The following is a 19096-nucleotide window of genomic DNA, read 5'->3' as shown; positions in this document are numbered from 1 at the left end:
TGGGTGTCGGTCGGCCCGGACAGCCTGCCGCGCACGTCGAACGGCGGTGAGCGGAAAGGGCCTTGCGATGCGTGGCAACGAGTGGACCTCCACCGGGCCGTACCAGAGGGATCCGGAGTCGGCGTTCCGGCAGGCGCAGGAACAGGAACCGGCCAAGAACGACCACGGGTTCCCCGGGCGGGACATCGTCGATCTGTGGGAGGACGACGGCCGGCGCGAGTACATCCTGACGGGCGGCACGTCCTCCGTGCTCGACTTCCACACCCTCATCGACGCCGCGTCCGGAGACGACTTCGCCATGATGCGCCCACTGACCGAGGACTAGGTGCGCGACTGGGCGCCGGAGGGCAGACCCACCCGCGAGCGCTGGACCGCCGCGCTCCGCAGCGGGGCCGCGTCCTTCCCGGGCCGTGGGACCGGCCGTTGCACGATCCTCTATCGCGACGGCGAGCCGGCGGAGATCGGCTACTGGGGATGCACGGCGGACTAGCGCGGGAACTCCCCAACGCCGGTCGGCAGATCCAGCCCGTCCGGCGCTTGAGGACGAGGCCGTCCAGGCCGAAGCGGGGGTCTGGGGGCGCAGCCCCCAGGGACGGCAACACCAACACCGCCCGCCACAGAGCCCAGGGCAACTTCAAAATTCGGCTCAAGCGCCGCGGGCATTGGCACTCCGCTTGACCGAGTGCTAATCGCAGTCATAGTCTCAGGTCTGGCACTCCCCCCTGGAGAGTGCCAATAGCGACGGGCAGGTCCGGCACCCGCGACGACGGATCCACCTGGTCGCCACCTCAGACAGTTAACCCCGTGAGATCTCCGAAGGGGGAGGTCGGATCGTGACGACCACCAGCTCCAAGGTTGCCATCAAGCCGCTTGAGGACCGCATTGTGGTCCAGCCGCTCGACGCCGAGCAGACCACGGCCTCTGGCCTGGTCATCCCGGACACGGCCAAGGAGAAGCCCCAGGAGGGCGTCGTCCTGGCCGTGGGCCCGGGCCGCTTCGAGAACGGCGAGCGTCTTCCGCTCGACGTGAAGACCGGCGACATCGTGCTGTACAGCAAGTACGGCGGCACCGAAGTGAAGTACAGCGGCGAGGAGTACCTCGTCCTCTCGGCCCGCGACGTGCTCGCGATCATCGAGAAGTAATTCACCCAGTTTTGCAGTGAGCTGCGCCCCTGGCCCCCGCGACCTTATGAAGCCGGGCGTCAGGGGCGTAGTTCGTTTCACCCACGTTTTCCGAGAGGGCTGAACCGCTCCCATGGCGAAGATCCTGAAGTTCGACGAGGACGCCCGTCGCGCCCTCGAGCGCGGCGTCAACAAGCTTGCCGACACGGTGAAGGTGACGATCGGCCCCAAGGGCCGCAACGTCGTCATCGACAAGAAGTTCGGCGCCCCCACCATCACCAACGACGGTGTCACCATCGCCCGCGAGGTCGAGCTCGACGACCCGTACGAGAACCTCGGTGCCCAGCTGGTGAAGGAGGTGGCGACCAAGACCAACGACATCGCGGGTGACGGCACCACCACCGCCACCGTGCTCGCCCAGGCGCTCGTGCGCGAGGGCCTGCGCAACGTCGCCGCGGGTGCCTCCCCGGCTTCCCTGAAGAAGGGCATCGACGCCGCCGTCAAGGCCGTCTCCGACGAGCTGCTCGCCACCGCGCGGCCCATCGACGACAAGGCCGACATCGCCGCCGTGGCCGGTCTGTCCGCGCAGGACAGCCAGGTCGGCGAGCTCATCGCCGAGGCGATGGACAAGGTCGGCAAGGACGGTGTCATCACCGTCGAGGAGTCCAACACCTTCGGTCTGGAGCTGGACTTCACCGAGGGCATGGCCTTCGACAAGGGCTACCTGTCGCCGTACTTCGTGACGGACCAGGAGCGCATGGAAGCGGTCCTCGAAGACCCGTACATCCTCATCCACCAGGGCAAGATCAGCTCCATCCAGGACCTGCTGCCGCTGCTGGAGAAGGTCATCCAGGCCAACGCCTCCAAGCCGCTGCTGATCATCGCCGAGGACGTCGAGGGCGAGGCCCTGTCGACCCTGGTCGTGAACAAGATCCGCGGCACGTTCAACGCGGTCGCGGTCAAGGCCCCCGGCTTCGGCGACCGCCGCAAGGCGATGCTCGGCGACCTCGCCACCCTCACCGGCGGTCAGGTCATCGCCGAGGAGGTCGGCCTCAAGCTCGACCAGGTCGGCCTGGACGTGCTGGGCTCCGCCCGCCGCGTGACGGTCACCAAGGACGACACGACCGTCGTCGACGGTGCCGGCGACTCCTCCGAGGTCGCGGGCCGCGTCAACCAGATCAAGGCCGAGATCGAGAACACCGACTCCGACTGGGACCGCGAGAAGCTCCAGGAGCGCCTCGCGAAGCTGGCCGGCGGCGTGTGCGTGATCAAGGTCGGCGCCGCCACCGAGGTGGAGCTGAAGGAGAAGAAGCACCGTCTGGAGGACGCCATCTCCGCGACCCGCGCCGCGGTCGAGGAGGGCATCGTCTCCGGTGGTGGCTCCGCTCTGGTCCACGCCGCCAAGGTCCTTGAGGGCAACCTCGGCAAGACCGGCGACGAGGCCACCGGTGTCGCGGTCGTGCGCCGCGCGGTCGTCGAGCCGCTGCGCTGGATCGCCGAGAACGCGGGCCTTGAGGGCTACGTCATCACCGCCAAGGTCGCCGAACTCGAAAAGGGCCAGGGCTTCAACGCCGCGACCGGCGAGTACGGCGACCTGGTAAAGGCCGGCGTCATCGACCCGGTCAAGGTCACCCGCTCCGCCCTGGAGAACGCCGCCTCCATCGCCTCCCTGCTCCTCACGACCGAGACCCTGGTCGTCGAGAAGAAGGAAGAGGAGGAGCCGGCCGCCGGTGGTCACGGCCACGGCCACTCCCACTGACGCCAGTCGGTGAACCCGTAGGACGTGTACGTCGAAGGCCCGGCGCCCCTCTGGGGGAGCCGGGCCTTCGCGTTCTGCCGTCGCCTTCGTCACCGGGGCCGCCGTCATCGAGGCGGCTGCCGTCACTGCGGCCCGTACTTCCGCCCGGTCTTCGAGGTGACCCCGCCCAGCACCGCCTGCGGGGTGATCTTCACCAGGCCCATCAGCGCCTTGTAGCGCGGGTCCGGGATCGACAGCGTCTTGCCGCGCGCCAGATCCGCGAGCGCCGCCGCGACCAGCTTGTCCGCGTCGAGCCACATCCAGTTCGGGATGTTGTCCGTGCCCATCCCGGCCCGCTCATGGAACTCGGTCCGCACGAACCCGGGCGCCAGCGCCATCAGCCGTACGCCGGTGCCGGCCAGGTCCTTGGCCGCCCCCTGCGTGAACTGCACGACCCACGCCTTCGACGCGCCGTACGTCCCGCGCGGCACGAAGGCCGCCACCGACGCCACGTTGACGACACCGCCGCGCCCGCGCTCCCGCATCGCCTCGGTCGCCGCGCTGGTCAACCGCAGCACCGCCTCGCAGTGCACCTTGAGCATCTTCAGCTCGTCGGCCATCGGTACGTCGAGATAGCGGCCCTTGTTGCCGAAGCCCGCGTTGTTGACCAGCAGGTCGACGGGGTTCTTGCGGTCCGCGAGCCGGGCGGCCACCGCTTCGATGCCCTCGTCCGTGGCCAGGTCGGCGGTCAGCACCTCCGCCTCGATGCCGTGCCGGTCGTGCAGTTCGGTCGCCTGCTCGCCGAGCCGCTCGGTGTTCCGCGCCACCAGCACGAGGTTGTGTCCGTCCGCCGCGAGCCGCCGCGCGAACGCGGCACCGATCCCCGCGGTCGATCCCGTAATCAATGCCGTTGTCATGGCGCAAGGTTAGTGACCCGGAGCAAGCCGGTCCGATCTCTGCACAGGCCCTCCCGATCCGTGACGAACACGTGTCGAACAGCCCGTCGAACCCGCCGCGACACCAGGTCAGCCCGCGTCCTCCGCGACATACTTCCGGGCCTGCGCCAGCGCCTCCGGATGCAGCGCCTCGCCCGCCGGGAGCAACTGCGGCAGCAGCTCCCGCTCGGTCGTCACGGCCCGGAACTGCAGGGCCACCGTCACGTCGTGGTCGGGCCGGTGCACGATCTCGATCGCGTCCCCCGCCCGGATCTCACCGGGCTCGATCACCCGCAGATAGGCCCCCGGCGCACCCTTCACGGTGAACCGTTTCACCCACCCGCGCTCGCCCAGATGGTCCTGGAACGTACGGCACGGGATCCGCCCACAGGTGACCTCCAGAACCACGTCGGACCCGATGCGCCACCGCTCGCCGATCCGCGCGCCGGACACGTCGAGCCCCAGGGTCGTCAGGTTCTCCCCGAAGGAACCACTGGCCAGCGGGCGCCCCAACTCCCGCTCCCAGTCGTCGAGATCCTCGCGCGCGACCGCGTACACCGCCTGGTCGTCACCCCCGTGGTGCCGCCGATGACACACCGCGTCCCCGGCGAGCCCGCTCCCGGCGACCCCCTTGGGCCCGGGCGCGCTCACCCGCACGGGCGCGTCGGTCGGGCGCTTGTCGATGCCGGTCACACCCTCGGGCTGGTCCGTGTACGGCACGGCCGTGGCCCGGCCCAGATTCAGCGAGAGAAGCTTCATGACGGCACGGTAGACGAGAGTGCCCCAAAGGCGTGCCGCATTATTCTCCCTCCTACCCAAGAATCACTTATGCTCGACGCATGATCGAGGCCCGACATCTCCGTGTGCTGCGTGCCGTCGCCGCCACCGGCTCCTTCTCGGCGGCCGGGCGTGAACTGGGCTGCACCCAGCCCGCCGTAAGTCAGCAGATGAAGGCCCTGGAGGCCTCGGTCGGCACCCCGCTCCTGATCCGCACCGGCCGCGAGATGCGCCTGACCCAGGCGGGCGAGGCCCTGGTCCGGCACGGGGCAGGCATCCTCGCCGGTCTGACGGCGGCCGAGGAGGAGGTCGCCGCGATCGCGGGCCTGCGCGCCGGCCGGGTCCGTCTGGTCTCCTTCCCCAGCGGCAGCTCGACGCTCGTCCCCACTGCACTGGCCGCCCTGCGCGCCGCCCACCCCGGCACCCGCGTCTCCCTGGAGGAGGCCGAGCCGCCGAACTCCGTCGACCTCCTCCGCGAGGGCGACTGCGACATCGCACTCGCCTTCCGCTACGAGGCGGCGGCGGGCGCGGAGGACTGGTCCGACCTGGTCGTACGCCCCCTCCTCAGCGACCGTCTGGTCGCCCTGGTCCCGGAAAAACACCGGCTCGCGCGCGCGGAGTCGGTCGCCATCGGCGAACTCGCGGGCGAACCCTGGATCGCCGGCTGCCCGCGCTGCCGTGGGCAGTTGGTCGAGGCGTGCGAGAGCGCGGGCTTCACCCCGCGCATCGATTTCGCGACCGACGACTATCCGGCGGTCGTCGGCCTGGTGAGCGCGGGCCTGGGCGTCGCCGTCCTGCCCCAGCTCGCCATCGAGTCCGTACGGCCCCGGGGCGCGCGGACGGTGACCCTGGAACCGGCGGTGCGGCGGGAGATCGTCGCGCTGACGCTGCCCGACCTGGCCCAGGTGCCCGCCGTGGCGGCGACCCTCGACCAGCTGGCGCGGGCGGCCCGCGAAAAATAGGCCCGCGAAAAATAGAGGGGCACGCGTCCGCGTGCCCCTGTCGGAGACCTTGCTGGAGACCTTGTTGGAGAAACGTTCCTTCAGTTGTTCGAAGCCATGTCCCCGGCGGTCGAAGCCGATACCAGCCGGTTGCGGGCACGCCCCATGAGCTCTTCGCGCTCGTCCTCGGTCAGTCCGCCCCAGACGCCGTACGGCTCGCGCACCGCCAGCGCGTGCGCCGCGCACTGTGCGCGGACCGGGCACCTCATGCAGACCTCTTTGGCCGAGTTCTCACGAGCGCTTCGTGCCGCACCGCGCTCGCCCTCGGGATGAAAGAAGAGCGAGCTGTCGACCCCTCGGCAGGCAGCCAGGAGCTGCCAGTCCCACAGGTCCGCGTTCGGTCCGGGAAGGCGGGAGAAATCTGCCATTGCGTGACCCCTTGTAGCCGTTATGGGCGGATACGGTGTCCACGACCGTACAACTACGATCTAAGGAGATGAAAATATGACTCATTGCGAATCTAGCCTCAGACACCAGCAAAAGGGAAGAAATAGGTCTGAATGGGGCACCGGTTGTGATGAAAGCTTGTGGGTCGGTCGCGACACCTCCACCGTGTCCGCCCCCTCACGTAGAGTGCCGAAGATGGCACACGGCCCCGTAACTCTTTCGAGTGACCGTCGTTGAGAGTGCGAGGCGGTTGAAAACAACAAGTGCTCGGGCAGGCGTCCGAGTCGGTCGACCGCACAGGTGACGATTTCGTACCAGCCTGGAGGCTCAAGGTGACGCGCATCAGTTGCGGAGGGCGGCCATGACATCCGTCCTCGTCTGTGACGACTCCCCGCTTGCCCGAGAGGCGCTCCGCCGCGCGGTCGCGACCGTGCCCGGTGTCGAGCGCGTGACGACGGCGGCCAACGGCGAGGAAGTCCTCCGCCGGTGGGGTGCCGACCGCTCGGACCTCATTCTGATGGACGTACGCATGCCCGGACTCGGCGGTGTCGAGACCGTGCGGCGGCTGCTGTCCGCCGACCCGGGCGCACGCATCATCATGCTCACCGTCGCCGAAGACCTGGACGGCGTGGCCCTCGCGGTCGCGGCCGGCGCCCGCGGCTATCTGCACAAGGACGCCTCGCGCGCCGAACTGCGGGCCACGGTCACCCAGGCCCTCGCCGACCCGACCTGGCGACTGGCGCCACGCCGACTTCGGTCCGCCGAGATGGGCGCCGCGCCGACGCTCACCGCACGCGAGATCCAGGTCCTGGAGGGCATGAGCCACGGCCGCTCGAACGCGGAGATCGGCCGTGAACTGTTCCTCTCCGAGGACACCGTCAAGACCCACGCCCGGCGGCTCTTCAAGAAACTCGGCGCCTCGGACCGGGCACACGCCGTGGCGCTCGGTTTCCGGTGGGGTCTGGTCCGTTAGGACCAGGTCAGTGGGTCGTAGCGGGGGTGCGAGAATCCCCGCCTGCCGCAGGGTGGGCGGGGACGGTGACGGGGCCCACCGGGTGCCCGCTGCTCGTTTCGCCGCGGATGCCGCATCCTTGAGGTGTGGAGTTCCTCGGGGACGAGTCGGTCGAGCGGGAGGGGAGGGCGCAGGAGATGAGTTCCGGCGCACCTGCTCATAACGCTTCGGTGCACAACAACGGACGCGGTGCCACGGACCCTTCGGCCACAAGGCACCATGGACCGATGCGTGACGACGAGGCGGCCAGAGCCCCAGGGGCGATTGGTGGACTCGTCCTTCGCGCGGTCGACGGAGACGAGCAGGCCACCCACGATCTGCTCGCCCACGTCCACCCACTGGCGCTGCGCTACTGCCGCACCCGGCTGTCCCGACTCCCGGGCGACGCACGGCACTTCGTGGAGGACCTCGCCCAGGAGGTCTGCGTCGCCGTCCTCCTCGCACTGCCGCGCTACAAGGACACCGGCCGCCCCTTCGAGGCCTTCGTCTTCGCCATCGCCGCCCACAAGGTCGCCGACCTCCAGCGGGCCGCGATGCGTCACCCCGGTTCCACGGCCGTCCCCTCCGACGAGATGCCGGAGCGCCCGGACGACTCCCTCGGCCCCGAGGAGCGCGCCCTGCTCAGCAGCGACGCCGAATGGGCCAAGAAACTCCTGGCCAACCTGCCGGAGAACCAGCGCGAACTGCTTCTGCTGCGTATCGCCGTCGGCCTCACCGCCGAGGAGACCGGCCAGATGTTGGGAATGTCACCCGGCGCCGTCCGGGTCGCGCAGCACCGTGCGCTGAGCCGGTTGCGGGCGCTCGCCGAGCAGTAACACCGGTGCGGGCGGCGCCTTTCTTGAACAGCCGGGTACCCGGTCACGTACGAACATACGAAGCCCGGGGTCGGGCGTAGCCGTGGAATCGTGGAATTTGGGGACCGTGCTTCCCGTTAGCATGGACATCCGCACCGATCAAGGCCATTTGGGGAAGGTGTCATGACTGCCAACGTCGACGGAGTGCCCGCCAAATTCGCGACACTAGGGCTGACCTACGACGACGTGCTGCTGCTGCCGGGCGCATCCGAGGTGCTCCCGAACGCGGTCGACACCTCGTCCCGCATCTCGCGCAACGTCCGGGTCAACATCCCGCTGCTCTCCGCGGCGATGGACAAGGTGACCGAGTCCCGGATGGCCATCGCGATGGCCCGCCAGGGCGGCGTCGGTGTCCTGCACCGCAACCTCTCGGTCGAGGACCAGGTCAACCAGGTCGACCTCGTGAAGCGCTCCGAGTCCGGCATGGTCACCGACCCGATCACCGTGCACCCTGACGCCACGCTCGCCGAGGCCGACGCGCTGTGCGCCAAGTTCCGCATCAGCGGCGTCCCGGTGACCGACGGCAACAAGAAGCTGCTCGGCATCGTCACCAACCGCGACATGGCCTTCGAGACCGACCGCTCCCGTCAGGTGCGCGAGGTCATGACCCCGATGCCCCTGGTCACCGGCAAGGTCGGCATCACCGGCGCCGACGCCATGCAGCTGCTGCGCCGCCACAAGATCGAGAAGCTGCCCCTCGTCGACGAGGCCGGCATCCTCAAGGGCCTCATCACGGTCAAGGACTTCGTCAAGGCCGAGCAGTACCCGAACGCGGCCAAGGACTCCGAGGGCCGCCTGATCGTCGGCGCCGCCGTGGGCGCCAGCCCCGAGGCGCTGGAGCGCGCGCAGGCCCTCGCCGAGGCCGGTGTGGACTTCCTGGTCGTCGACACCTCGCACGGCCACAACAGCAACGCCCTGAGCTGGATGTCGAAGATCAAGTCGAGCGTCGGCGTGGACGTGATCGGCGGCAACGTCGCCACCCGCGACGGCGCCCAGGCCCTGGTCGACGCCGGTGTCGACGGCATCAAGGTCGGCGTGGGCCCCGGCTCGATCTGCACGACCCGTGTCGTCGCCGGCATCGGCGTCCCGCAGGTCACCGCCATCTACGAAGCGTCCCTCGCCGCCCGCGCGGCCGGTGTCCCGCTCATCGGCGACGGCGGCCTCCAGTACTCCGGCGACATCGGCAAGGCGCTCGCCGCCGGCGCCGACACGGTGATGCTGGGCAGCCTCCTCGCGGGCTGCGAGGAGTCGCCCGGCGAGCTCCAGTTCATCAACGGCAAGCAGTTCAAGTCGTACCGCGGCATGGGCTCGCTCGGCGCGATGCAGTCCCGCGGCCAGGGCCGGTCGTACTCGAAGGACCGCTACTTCCAGGCCGAGGTCGCCTCCGACGACAAGCTCGTGCCCGAGGGCATCGAGGGCCAGGTGCCCTACCGCGGCCCGCTGGCCAACGTGCTGCACCAGCTCGTCGGCGGTCTGCGCCAGACCATGGGCTATGTGGGCGCGGCCACCATCGAGGAGATGGAGACCAAGGGCCGCTTCGTCCGCATCACGTCGGCGGGCCTCAAGGAGAGCCACCCGCACGACATCCAGATGACGGTCGAGGCACCGAACTACAGCCGCAGCAAGTAGTCGGCCAGTAGTCGCCAGGCTTCCCGAGGGCGGCTCCGGAGCATCCGGGGCCGCCCTTGTCGTGCCCGTCGGCGATACTGGAAGACGCTGAGACGCAGAAGGAAAGGCCACACACGTGACTGAGATCGAGATCGGGCGCGGCAAGCGCGGCCGCCGGGCGTACGCCTTCGACGACATCGCCGTCGTCCCCAGCCGCCGTACGCGGGACCCGAAGGAGGTCTCGATCGCCTGGCAGATCGACGCCTACCGCTTCGAACTGCCCTTCCTGGCCGCCCCCATGGACTCGGTCGTCTCCCCGGCCACCGCGATCCGCATCGGCGAGCTCGGCGGCCTCGGCGTGCTGAACCTCGAAGGCCTCTGGACGCGGTACGAGGACCCGCAGCCGTTGCTCGACGAGATCACCGAGCTGGACGCGGACGCCGCGACCCGCCGCCTCCAGGAGATCTACGCGGCGCCCATCAAGGAGGAGCTGATCGGGCAGCGCATCAAGGAGGTGCGCGACTCGGGCGTGGTCACCGCCGCCGCGCTCTCCCCGCAGCGCACGGCCCAGTTCTCCAAGGCCGTCGTTGACGCGGGCGTGGACATCTTCGTCATCCGCGGTACGACGGTCTCGGCGGAGCACGTGTCGGGTTCGCACGAGCCGCTGAACCTGAAGCAGTTCATCTACGAGCTGGACGTCCCGGTGATCGTCGGCGGCTGCGCCACGTACACCGCGGCCCTGCACCTGATGCGCACCGGCGCGGCCGGTGTCCTCGTCGGCTTCGGCGGCGGCGCGGCGCACACCACGCGCAACGTCCTGGGCATCCAGGTCCCGATGGCCACGGCGGTCGCCGACGTGGCCGCCGCCCGCCGCGACTACATGGACGAGTCCGGCGGCCGGTACGTCCACGTCATCGCCGACGGCGGCGTCGGCTGGTCCGGCGACCTCCCCAAGGCGATCGCCTGCGGCGCGGACGCGGTCATGATGGGCTCCCCGCTCGCCCGCGCCACGGACGCGCCGGGCAAGGGCCACCACTGGGGCATGGAGGCGGTGAACGAGGAACTCCCGCGCGGCAAGAAGGTCGACCTCGGCACGGTCGGCACGGTCGAGGAGATCCTCACCGGCCCGTCCCACATCCCCGACGGCTCGATGAACATCTTCGGGGCGCTGCGGCGCGCGATGGCGACGACCGGATACAGCGAGCTGAAGGAGTTCCAGCGGGTCGAGGTCACGGTGGCCGACTCGCAGCACAAGCGGTAGGCGGTAGGCGGTTCTACGACGCTTCGAAGGGCCTGGACCTGGGTGGTCCGGGCCCTTTCGCGTGCCCAAGTGGGGCTGGTGGGGCGCGTGTTGGGAGTAGGGGGCGCACGGTTGCGTTCGGGGTGATTGTGAGCCGTTTGGCCGTGTCGGGCGGCTAGTGTCCTTGATCGGCGGCCCTGTTCTTTTGGGTCGCCCCCTTCCAGGGACATGGTTCCGGACCCGGGCTCTCGGGGCCCGGCCCGAGTTCCGACGAGCCGCCTACCGGGCCAATGGGTGGCGTCGCGGAAGGGGGCGCACCCATGGGTCGTCACCGCAAGCCCACCCGCTGGGACCGGATCCGTCTTCGGATGGTGAAGCAACGGAGGAGGTGGATCTTGTGGATTCACGGCGGAAAGTGAGCGGCCACCCCTACATGAACTAGGGGTGGACACTCCGTTCACTTTTCAGGAGCCCGCCGCAGCGCCCGCTGCGGTGGGCTCCACCTTGTTGGTGGAAGATCAGCGGCCATCCCTACAAGAACTAGGGGTGGACACTCCGTTCACTTTTCAAGAGCCTGCCGCATTGCCCACTACGGCGGGTTCCACCTGTTCCTTACGCTACCGGCGCCAAGCCTCACACGCCACCAGCCCCCGACGCACACCCCACCCCATGCGCCCCCGTGCACTACCCGCGCGCCGGGGTCAGAGCGCCGCCTTCTTGGTGCCGGAGAACGCGGCGAACGCCGCGATGGCGAAGAAGAGGAAGGTGAGCGGGTCGGCGTCGCCCTTCCAGCCTTCCTGGACCGCGTCGAAGTGGTCGAAGAACAGCTGGCTGAAGCTCACGCCGAGCAGGTCCGCGCTGATCATCGCCTCGCCGACCAGCTGGCCGAGGTAGACCGCGCCCAGGGCCAGGACGGCGCTGACCACGGGAAGCGCGGGGTTGCGCCCGCCGAGCTTGCCCGCAGCCAGGCCGATCACGAAGCCGACGCCGACCGCCGCCCAGCCGATCTCGTGCTTGGTGGTACCGATGACGACGCCGTAGATGCCGGCGGCGACCAGCGCGGCGACGACGGCGGTCACCAGGCCGAGCGCGATGTTGTTCTTCGGGGGCGCGGGCGGGGCGTACGGAGCCGGGGGCGGCGGCGGTACGGCACCGGGCTGCTCGGCGTACGGGTTGCCGTCGACCGGCTGCGGCTGGGCAGGTGGCTGCGGTGGCGTGGCTGACTGGCTCATGACAGAGATCCCCCCACGGGATGTGAAGACAGGAAAGGTGAAGCGGAGTCGCGTGCGCGCGGATATGCGACAGCCGTGCGACGAGTGTGGGGAGATTAGCAGGTCGACGTAACCCTGTGACCAGTCGTTTTCGTGCTCAGAGCCGGTGTGCGGCCCCGGTCGGTGTGGCCCCTCGCGTGTCCAGGAGCAACTGCGCCTTCACCGACAGGCCTTGGAGGTCGTACGTGCGGTGCTGCTGGAGCAGGATCGTCAGGTCGGCGTCGGCCGCCGCCTCGTACAGGGAGTCCGCGCGGGGGACCGGGCGGTCCAGGACGCTCCAGGACGGGATGTGGGGGTCGTGGTAGCTGACGGAGGCGCCGAGTTCCATCAGGCGGATCGCGATCTCCTGGGCGGGGGTGCCCTGTTGGTCGGCGAGGTCGGCCTTGTAGGTGACGCCGAGGAGGAGGACGCGGGCCCCGCGCGCGGACTTGCCGTGCTCGTTGAGGAGCGTGGCGGCGCGCTGGATGACGTAGCGGGGCATCTGGTTGTTGACCTGCTGGGCGAGTTCGACCATGCGGAGGGGGCGGGGGCCGTGGCCGGTGAGGTCCTGGGGGACGGCGTGGCCGCCGACGCCGGGGCCGGGGCGGAAGGCCTGGTAGCCGAACGGCTTGGTCTCGGCGCAGCGGATGACGTCCCAGAGGTCGACGCCCAAGTCGTGGCACAGGACGGCCATTTCGTTGACGAGGGCGATGTTGACGTGCCGGAAGTTGGTCTCCAGGAGCTGCACGGTTTCCGCTTCTCGCAGGCCACGCGCGCGTACCACCTTGTCGGTGAGGCGGCCGTAGAAGGCGGCGGCCGACTCGGTGCAGGCCGGGGTGAGGCCGCCGATCACCTTGGGGGTGTTGGCCGGGGTGAAGTCGCGGTTGCCGGGGTCGATGCGGCTGGGCGAGTAGGCGAGGTGGAAGTCGCGTCCCGCGCGGAGGCCCGAGCCCTCTTCGAGGAGGGGGCGTAGGAAGTTCTCGGTGGTGCCGGGGTGCACCGGTGACTCCAGGATCACCGTGGTGTGCGGGCGCAGGTGCGCGGCGAGGGTGCGGGCGGCCGTCTCCACCTGGCTGAGGTCGAGGCCGCCGTCGGTGTCCCGGGGGGTCGGCGCGCAGATCACGGCGGTGCGTACGCGGCCGAGCTCGGCGGGGTTGGTGGCCGGCCGGAAGCCCCCCGAGAGCATCCGGCGCAGTTCGGCGGGGCTGAGGGAGCCGGCCTCGGGACCGGTCTTGAAGCCGGCCGTGGCGATGCCGGCGGCGACAGCGGCCTGGGCCAGGGGCAGGCCGAGAGGACCGAGTCCGATGACGGCGAGATCTGCGGGCATGGTGTGGGCCGTCCTTCCCAGTAACCGAAGCGGGACAGGTGCGCAAGCCCTGTGGACAGAACGAGCGAGCGCAATGTCAGACTAGGAGTAAATATGACCGTTATGCGGGATTGGACGGTTGTGTTTTTCGGCGGTCCCGTGATTGTTGTCCACAGGCTGGGGGCGAGTGGTGGCTGAAGTCGGGCAACCCGGTCAGAATTTGGGCATGGGGGAAACGAACCGGGCTTCGCCGAACGGGTGCGGCCGGCGCTACCGATAGCGGGAGGCAGCGGTGAGGACAGCGACACTGGGTCCGGCGCAGCGAGCCGAGGCACTGGCGGGAATGGCCGAGCGCGAACTGGATGTGCTCGTCGTGGGCGGAGGTGTGGTCGGCGCGGGCACCGCCCTGGACGCCGTGACACGCGGCCTGTCCACGGGACTGGTCGAGGCGCGCGACTGGGCCTCCGGCACGTCGAGCAGGTCCAGCAAGCTCATCCACGGAGGTCTGCGCTATCTGGAGATGCTCGACTTCGCCCTCGTCCGCGAGGCGCTCAAGGAACGCGGACTGCTGCTGGAGCGGCTGGCCCCGCACCTGGTGAAGCCCGTGGCGTTCCTGTACCCGCTCCAGCACAAGGGCTGGGAGCGCCTCTACGCGGGCTCGGGCGTCGCGCTCTACGACGCGATGTCCATGGCCCGCGCGCATGGCCGAGGCCTGCCCACGCACCGCCACCTGAGCCGCCGTCACGCCCTGCGCGTGGCCCCCGCCTTGAAGAAGGACGCCCTGGTCGGCGCCCTTCAGTACTACGACGCCCAGATGGACGACGCCCGCTATGTGGCCACCCTGGTGCGCACGGCCTCGTCGTATGGCGCGAAAGTCGCCAACCGCGCGCGGGTGACCGGCTTCCTGCGCGAGGGCGAGCGCGTGGTCGGCGCCCGGGTGCAGGACGTCGAGGCGGGCGGGGAGTACGAGATCCGCGCGAAGCAGATCGTGAACGCCACGGGTGTGTGGACCGACGACACCCAGGCGATGGTCGGGGAGCGCGGGCAGTTCCACGTCCGGGCCTCCAAGGGCATCCACCTGGTCGTTCCCAAGGACCGCATCAACTCCACCAGCGGGTTGATCCTGCGCACCGAGAAGTCCGTGCTGTTCGTCATTCCGTGGGGCCGGCACTGGATCGTCGGGACCACCGACACCGACTGGGATCTCGACAAGGCCCACCCGGCCGCTTCCAGCGCCGACATCGACTACCTCCTTGAGCACGTGAACTCGGTGCTCGCGGTGCCGCTGACCAGAGACGACGTCCAGGGCGTGTACGCGGGACTACGACCGCTGCTGGCCGGCGAGTCGGACGCCACCAGCAAGCTGTCGCGCGAGCACACCGTGGCGCATCCGGTGCCGGGGCTCGTCGTCGTGGCGGGCGGCAAGTACACGACGTACCGGGTGATGGCCAAGGACGCCGTGGACGAGGCGGTGCACGGGCTCGACATGCGGGTCGCCGAGTGCGTCACCGAAGACGTGCCGCTGCTCGGCGCGGAGGGGTATCGGGCGTTGTGGAACGCGCGGGCGCGGATCGCCTCGAAGACCGGCATCCATGTGGTGCGCGTGGAGCACCTGTTGAACCGCTTCGGGTCGATGGCGGAGGAGGTCCTCGACCTCATCGCCAAGGACCCCACGCTGGGCGAACCCCTCCAGGCCGCCGACGACTATCTGCGCGCCGAGGTCGTCTACGCCGCCTCGCACGAGGGCGCGCGGCACCTGGACGACGTCCTCACCCGCCGCACCCGCATCTCGATCGAGACCTTCGACCGGGGCACGCGCAGCGCCCGTGAGGCCGCCGAGCTGATGGCACCGGTGCTCGGCTGGGACAAGGACCAGATCGAGCGCGAGGTCGAGCACTACGAGAAGCGGGTGGAGGCCGAGCGGGAGTCGCAACGCCAGCCCGACGACCTGACGGCGGACGCGGCGCGGTTGGGGGCGCCGGACATCGCGCCGCTGTAGCGACGCCGGGTGCGGTCGGTCCGGCCCGGGCCCGCTTCACTCGAACGAGTGTCGTGAACTGGGATCTTTGTCCGGAACCCGACCGTTCTACGAGGTGCGGGGGCAGAACTCGGCGGCGAGCAGGGCCGGTTCGAGACCGGGGTCTGCGATCTCGCTCGTGTTCACACGGAAGGTGAGGACATGACGGCCGTCGACGGTGGCTGCGGTGCGCACGTAGCTGCCCGAGATCCGGCCGTTGTGCCCCCACACCGTGATGCCGCACGGGAGCTTCACCGGGAACAGACCCATGCCGTACGAGCCGTGTGCGGTGCGGGTGTCGAGCATCTCGCGCAGCCAGTGCGGGGGCAGCAACTGACCGCCGAGCAGGGCCGAGTAGAAGCGGTCCAGGTCGGCGAGCGTGGTCACCAACTCGCCCGCGGCACCGGCCACCCGCGGGTCGAGATCGGTGACGTCGGAACCGTCGGCGGCGTAGGCGCGGCCGTGGGGTGAGGGAAGTGTGGTGCGGGAGCCCGGGAAGGAGGTGCCCGTCAGACGCAGCGGAGCGATGATGCGGCGCTCGGCCTCGGCGGCGTACGAGTGGCCGGTGACCTGCCGGATCACCAGGCCGAGCAGCACGTAGTTGGTGTTCGAGTAGGAGAAGAGGCCGCGATCGGCCGGAGGGTGGGTGAGGGCCATACGGACGGCCTCAGTCGGGGAGACGGGTATCGTGCCGCCGGTGACCGCGGTGAAGTCGTACAGGCCGCTGGTGTGGGTGAGCAGGGAACGGAGGGTCAGCGCGCGCCCGTCGTTGCCCGCTCCGTGTACCAGACCGGGCAGGTGCTGCTCCACCGTGTCGGACAGGGACAGCCGGTGTTCGGCGGCCAGTTGGAGGATCACGGTCGCGATGAAGGTCTTCGTGATGCTGCCGGCGCGGAAGTGGTCGGCGCGGCTGACGCCTGTTCCGGCTTGTGCGTACTCCGTCGTGCCGAGCGCGTAGTCCGTCGCGGCCTGTGCGTGGTCCGTCCCGGTCGGCTCGTTGCCAAAGCCCGTGCTGTCGTGGGCCAGTAGTGCTGCGGCGGGGGCTCTGCCTCGGGCGACCAGCAGTCTGACCAGGGCGTTCGTGTCCGGTGCCGAGTGGGCCTGGGAGGCGGCCGGGGACAGGCAGAGGAGGGCCAGGGACACCGGAATGGCCAGCAGCGTCCGAGGTGTGGGCATCGCGATCCTCCGTTCTCACCGGACATCTTGCCGGGCTTGGCTGTGTGACCTGCGTCGGATGTCCGACCGGATGTGCCTTCGGTGCGCGGGGAGAGGCCCCCTGGGCGTTGGGCACTTGTTCGGTGGGGGACAATGGAGGCTCTGTCAGGGCGGGTTGCATGAGGGGACGCATGTCGGAGGCGGAGCGGGCGGGGACATCCCGTCAGGACACTCGTCGGGACAAGAACGAGCGTCTTCTCGCCGGGCGGTACCGGTTGGGAGAAGTGCTCGGCCGCGGAGGCATGGGCACGGTGTGGCGTGCCGAGGACGAAACCCTGGGCCGGACGGTCGCCGTCAAGGAGCTGCGGTTCCCGTCCAGCATCGACGAGGACGAGAAACGGCGGCTGATCACGCGGACGTTGCGCGAGGCCAAGGCCATCGCGCGGATCCGCAACACCAGCGCGGTGACGGTCTACGACGTCGTCGACGAGGACGACCGGCCGTGGATCGTCATGGAGTTGGTCGAGGGCAAGTCGCTCGCCGAGGCCATCCGGGAGGACGGCCTGCTCGCACCGCGCCGGGCGGCGGAGGTCGGGCTTGCGATACTCGACGTCCTGCGGTCCGCGCACCGTGAGGGCATCCTGCACCGTGACGTGAAGCCGTCGAACGTGCTGATCGCCGAGGACGGCCGGGTCGTGCTCACCGACTTCGGTATCGCGCAGGTCGAGGGCGACCCGTCGATCACCTCCACCGGCATGCTCGTCGGCGCGCCCTCCTACATCTCCCCGGAGCGGGCCCGCGGGCACAAGCCGGGTCCGGCGGCCGACCTGTGGTCGCTCGGCGGGTTGCTGTACGCGGCGGTCGAGGGCGCACCGCCGTACGACAAGGGTTCCGCGATCGCCACGCTCACCGCGGTGATGACCGAGCCGCTGGAGGAGCCGAAGAACGCCGGGCCGTTGCGGGACGTCATCTACGGCCTGCTGAACAAGGACCCCGCCCAGCGCCTCGACGACGCGGGTGCCCGTGCCATGCTCAACGCGGTGATCCACGCGCCCGAGCCCAAGGCGGCCGAGCCGGAGCCGGCGGCCGACGCGACGAGGGTGGTGCCGCTGCCTGTGCAGCCGGGGCCCGCGGAGTCCGGCGGTAAGAAGAGCGGTGGCGGGAGCGGGAGTTCGGGTTCTTCGGCGGGGGCCGAGCGGTTGCGTGGGGCGTTGCGGTCCATGCGGAAGGCTGCCGGGGGTTCGGCGGGGGCCGGGGCCGCCACGTCTGCGGCGGCTGCCGGTTCTGCTACGAGTCCGGGTCCGGATGCGAGTCCGGCTGCGGGTTCGGGTTCTGGTGCGGCTTCAACTCCTGTTGCGGATAAGCCGGGTGGCTCGGGTGCGGGTGCGGCGGCCGCCGGGGCTGGTTCGGCCGGCGTCGTCGGTACTTCGGGCAAGAGCGGCTCCGGTGCTGCGGGGACCGCCGGCTCCAGTGGGGCGAAGGGCACGGCTGCCGGCGGGAGTTCGAAGCCTGTGGCTGCCGGGCCTCGGACGCCCGGGGTGCCTTCGGCTCGGTCGGCGACCCCTTCCGGGACGTCGGCCGGCGCGGGAGCTGCGGCCGGCTCGGCGGCGAAGGCCGGTGCGTCGGACTCGGGTACGCCCGACCCGGGCACGCGCGACCTGGGTGTGCAGGCGTCGGGACTGCGGGAGTCGGGGCTGCGGGACTCCGGGACCAGGGATCTGGGCGCGACGCACGAGGTGGGTGCGCGGGGGGCCAACTCGGCTTCCGGCGGGCGGAGTTCCGGGTGGCCCGTGATGACGCCGCCGGATCTGCCACCGCGGTCCGTGCCGAGGGCGCCGCTCACCGATGTGGTGCCGAAGCGCACGTTGGTGATCATCGCGGTCGTCATCGTGCTCGCGGTGCTCGGTGTCGTGCTGGCCTTCACGCTCGGTGGCGGCGACGACAGCGGCTCGAAGGGGTCGAAGCACAACAGCGGTGCCAAGGCGGGCAGTAGTGCCAGCGCGAGCGCGAGTGCGGGTGACAACACCAAGAAGGACAGCGGCGACACCAAGAGCTCGGGCGGCACCCAGACCGACTCCACGGCGACGGCACCGGCCGCGGGGAACACGGCGAGTTCGGGTACGAACGCGTCCGGCGGGACCAGTGGCGAAGCGGGCGGCGCCGCGGTCGTGAAGACGTACCACGGGAGCCAGGGGTTCTCGATCGGCCTGCCCGCCGGATGGTCGTACCAGTCGACCGACTCCGCCGGTGCCCGGTTCACCGGGCCGGACGGGCAGAAGCTGCTCGTCGCCTGGACCAGTACGCCGAAGGGGAATCCGGTGGCGGACTGGACGAACCAGGAGCAGTACATGACGCGCTCCGGGTACACGCGGATCCGAATAGAGAAGGTGGACTACCGGAGCTGGAACACGGCCGACTGGGAGTTCACCTACGACGACGGCGGGACGAAGTACCGGACCATCGACCGCGGGTTCGTCGTCAACAGCCATCTCGGTTATGCGCTCATGTACACCGCGAAAGCCGCCAATTGGGGTACCGAACTGCGTAAGGACACCTGGACGACCCTGACGAAGACGTTCGAACCGAAGTCGTGAGGCGGGTGGGTCAGGGTTTGGCGCGCCAGATACGTCAACCCCTCTTTGTAGGTTGCCTCCGGCACGTATCGTGAGTGGTTGCGGACCGTACGCATCCAGGT

17 protein-coding genes are annotated in these 19096 nt (G+C 69.9%); 11 read left to right on the top strand and 6 right to left on the bottom strand.

Annotation, left to right across the window (positions count from 1 at the left end; translation table 11 throughout):
- The first annotated feature begins 67 nt into the window (after positions 1-67).
- From AB0I69_RS35160 to groL, 4 genes are all read left to right on the top strand, one after another.
- Positions 68-325: a hypothetical protein gene (locus tag AB0I69_RS35160; RefSeq protein ID WP_363099781.1), complete on the top strand. Its 258-nt coding sequence runs from the start codon at positions 68-70 to the stop codon at positions 323-325.
- Entirely contained in the window at positions 326-490 is a 165-nt protein-coding gene (locus AB0I69_RS35155; protein WP_363099780.1) for a hypothetical protein, read from the top strand.
- Between the two features lie 343 nt (positions 491-833).
- The gene (groES, locus tag AB0I69_RS35150; protein WP_019066754.1) at positions 834-1142 is read left to right on the top strand and encodes a co-chaperone GroES; all 309 of its coding nucleotides are present in this window, start codon (positions 834-836) and stop codon (positions 1140-1142) included.
- A 112-nt stretch (positions 1143-1254) separates the two neighbouring features.
- Positions 1255-2880 (top strand): chaperonin GroEL, encoded by a 1626-nt coding sequence (gene groL / locus AB0I69_RS35145; protein WP_363099779.1) that lies wholly within the window; start codon positions 1255-1257, stop codon positions 2878-2880.
- A gap of 122 nt (positions 2881-3002) precedes the next feature.
- Here groL and AB0I69_RS35140 read toward each other — a convergent pair whose 3' ends face one another.
- Entirely contained in the window at positions 3003-3776 is a 774-nt protein-coding gene (locus AB0I69_RS35140; protein WP_363099778.1) for an SDR family oxidoreductase, read from the bottom strand.
- Between the two features lie 108 nt (positions 3777-3884).
- Positions 3885-4553: an MOSC domain-containing protein gene (locus tag AB0I69_RS35135; protein WP_363099777.1), complete on the bottom strand. Its 669-nt coding sequence runs from the start codon at positions 4551-4553 to the stop codon at positions 3885-3887.
- An 80-nt stretch (positions 4554-4633) separates the two neighbouring features.
- Between AB0I69_RS35135 and AB0I69_RS35130 the strand changes: the two genes are divergently transcribed.
- On the top strand, positions 4634-5533 hold the full coding sequence (locus AB0I69_RS35130; protein WP_363099776.1) for a LysR family transcriptional regulator: 900 nt from the start codon (positions 4634-4636) through the stop codon (positions 5531-5533).
- An 80-nt stretch (positions 5534-5613) separates the two neighbouring features.
- Here the strand turns inward: AB0I69_RS35130 and AB0I69_RS35125 are convergent, their stop codons facing one another.
- Positions 5614-5940 carry a WhiB family transcriptional regulator gene (locus AB0I69_RS35125; protein WP_019066760.1) on the bottom strand — a complete coding sequence of 109 codons (327 nt, stop codon included), beginning with the start codon at positions 5938-5940 and terminating at the stop codon, positions 5614-5616.
- Between the two features lie 380 nt (positions 5941-6320).
- Here AB0I69_RS35125 and AB0I69_RS35120 point away from each other — a divergent pair, with 380 nt between their 5' ends.
- From AB0I69_RS35120 to AB0I69_RS35105, 4 genes are all read left to right on the top strand, one after another.
- Complete coding sequence (locus AB0I69_RS35120; RefSeq protein WP_003948568.1) at positions 6321-6932, top strand: response regulator transcription factor; 612 nt, start codon at positions 6321-6323, stop codon at positions 6930-6932.
- A gap of 266 nt (positions 6933-7198) precedes the next feature.
- Positions 7199-7786 (top strand): sigma-70 family RNA polymerase sigma factor, encoded by a 588-nt coding sequence (locus AB0I69_RS35115; protein ID WP_328680015.1) that lies wholly within the window; start codon positions 7199-7201, stop codon positions 7784-7786.
- A gap of 162 nt (positions 7787-7948) precedes the next feature.
- Positions 7949-9454, top strand: a complete 1506-nt coding sequence (gene guaB, locus AB0I69_RS35110; RefSeq protein ID WP_363099775.1) for an IMP dehydrogenase — start codon at positions 7949-7951, stop codon at positions 9452-9454.
- A gap of 115 nt (positions 9455-9569) precedes the next feature.
- Positions 9570-10694, top strand: coding sequence for a GuaB3 family IMP dehydrogenase-related protein (locus AB0I69_RS35105; RefSeq protein WP_363099774.1), 1125 nt, complete (start codon positions 9570-9572; stop codon positions 10692-10694).
- Positions 10695-11374: 680 nt separating this feature from the next.
- Here the strand turns inward: AB0I69_RS35105 and AB0I69_RS35100 are convergent.
- The gene (locus AB0I69_RS35100) at positions 11375-11905 is read right to left on the bottom strand and encodes a hypothetical protein (protein ID WP_363099773.1); all 531 of its coding nucleotides are present in this window, start codon (positions 11903-11905) and stop codon (positions 11375-11377) included.
- Positions 11906-12041: 136 nt separating this feature from the next.
- The gene (locus AB0I69_RS35095; RefSeq protein WP_363099772.1) at positions 12042-13250 is read right to left on the bottom strand and encodes a nucleotide sugar dehydrogenase; all 1209 of its coding nucleotides are present in this window, start codon (positions 13248-13250) and stop codon (positions 12042-12044) included.
- A gap of 271 nt (positions 13251-13521) precedes the next feature.
- On the opposite strand from AB0I69_RS35095, the gene AB0I69_RS35090 reads away from it, so the two are divergent.
- A complete protein-coding gene (locus AB0I69_RS35090) occupies positions 13522-15228 on the top strand; it encodes a glycerol-3-phosphate dehydrogenase/oxidase (protein WP_363099771.1) in 1707 nt (568 codons plus the stop codon).
- Positions 15229-15315: 87 nt separating this feature from the next.
- Here AB0I69_RS35090 and AB0I69_RS35085 read toward each other — a convergent pair whose 3' ends face one another.
- Complete coding sequence (locus AB0I69_RS35085; RefSeq protein WP_363099770.1) at positions 15316-16422, bottom strand: serine hydrolase domain-containing protein; 1107 nt, start codon at positions 16420-16422, stop codon at positions 15316-15318.
- A 170-nt stretch (positions 16423-16592) separates the two neighbouring features.
- On the opposite strand from AB0I69_RS35085, the gene AB0I69_RS35080 reads away from it, so the two are divergent.
- Complete coding sequence (locus AB0I69_RS35080) at positions 16593-18995, top strand: serine/threonine-protein kinase (RefSeq protein ID WP_363099925.1); 2403 nt, start codon at positions 16593-16595, stop codon at positions 18993-18995.
- Positions 18996-19096 lie beyond the last annotated feature (101 nt).

This window comes from Streptomyces sp. NPDC050508 (genome assembly GCF_040655155.1).
In the GTDB taxonomy this organism is placed as follows: domain Bacteria; phylum Actinomycetota; class Actinomycetes; order Streptomycetales; family Streptomycetaceae; genus Streptomyces.
This window is presented reverse-complemented; position numbering and strand designations above follow the sequence as displayed.

Bases quoted from the DNA above. Each gene is read 5' to 3' on its own strand.
- AB0I69_RS35160 (WP_363099781.1), top strand. From the start codon at position 68: ATGCGTGGCAACGAGTGGACCTCCACCGGGCCGTACCAGAGGGATCCG.
- groL (WP_363099779.1), top strand. From the start codon at position 1,255: ATGGCGAAGATCCTGAAGTTCGACGAGGACGCCCGTCGCGCCCTCGAG.
- AB0I69_RS35140 (WP_363099778.1), bottom strand. From the start codon at position 3,776: ATGACAACGGCATTGATTACGGGATCGACCGCGGGGATCGGTGCCGCG.
- AB0I69_RS35135 (WP_363099777.1), bottom strand. From the start codon at position 4,553: ATGAAGCTTCTCTCGCTGAATCTGGGCCGGGCCACGGCCGTGCCGTAC.
- AB0I69_RS35130 (WP_363099776.1), top strand. From the start codon at position 4,634: ATGATCGAGGCCCGACATCTCCGTGTGCTGCGTGCCGTCGCCGCCACC.
- AB0I69_RS35125 (WP_019066760.1), bottom strand. From the start codon at position 5,940: ATGGCAGATTTCTCCCGCCTTCCCGGACCGAACGCGGACCTGTGGGAC.
- AB0I69_RS35120 (WP_003948568.1), top strand. From the start codon at position 6,321: ATGACATCCGTCCTCGTCTGTGACGACTCCCCGCTTGCCCGAGAGGCG.
- AB0I69_RS35115 (WP_328680015.1), top strand. From the start codon at position 7,199: ATGCGTGACGACGAGGCGGCCAGAGCCCCAGGGGCGATTGGTGGACTC.
- guaB (WP_363099775.1), top strand. From the start codon at position 7,949: ATGACTGCCAACGTCGACGGAGTGCCCGCCAAATTCGCGACACTAGGG.
- AB0I69_RS35100 (WP_363099773.1), bottom strand. From the start codon at position 11,905: ATGAGCCAGTCAGCCACGCCACCGCAGCCACCTGCCCAGCCGCAGCCG.
- AB0I69_RS35095 (WP_363099772.1), bottom strand. From the start codon at position 13,250: ATGCCCGCAGATCTCGCCGTCATCGGACTCGGTCCTCTCGGCCTGCCC.
- AB0I69_RS35085 (WP_363099770.1), bottom strand. From the start codon at position 16,422: ATGCCCACACCTCGGACGCTGCTGGCCATTCCGGTGTCCCTGGCCCTC.
- AB0I69_RS35080 (WP_363099925.1), top strand. From the start codon at position 16,593: ATGTCGGAGGCGGAGCGGGCGGGGACATCCCGTCAGGACACTCGTCGG.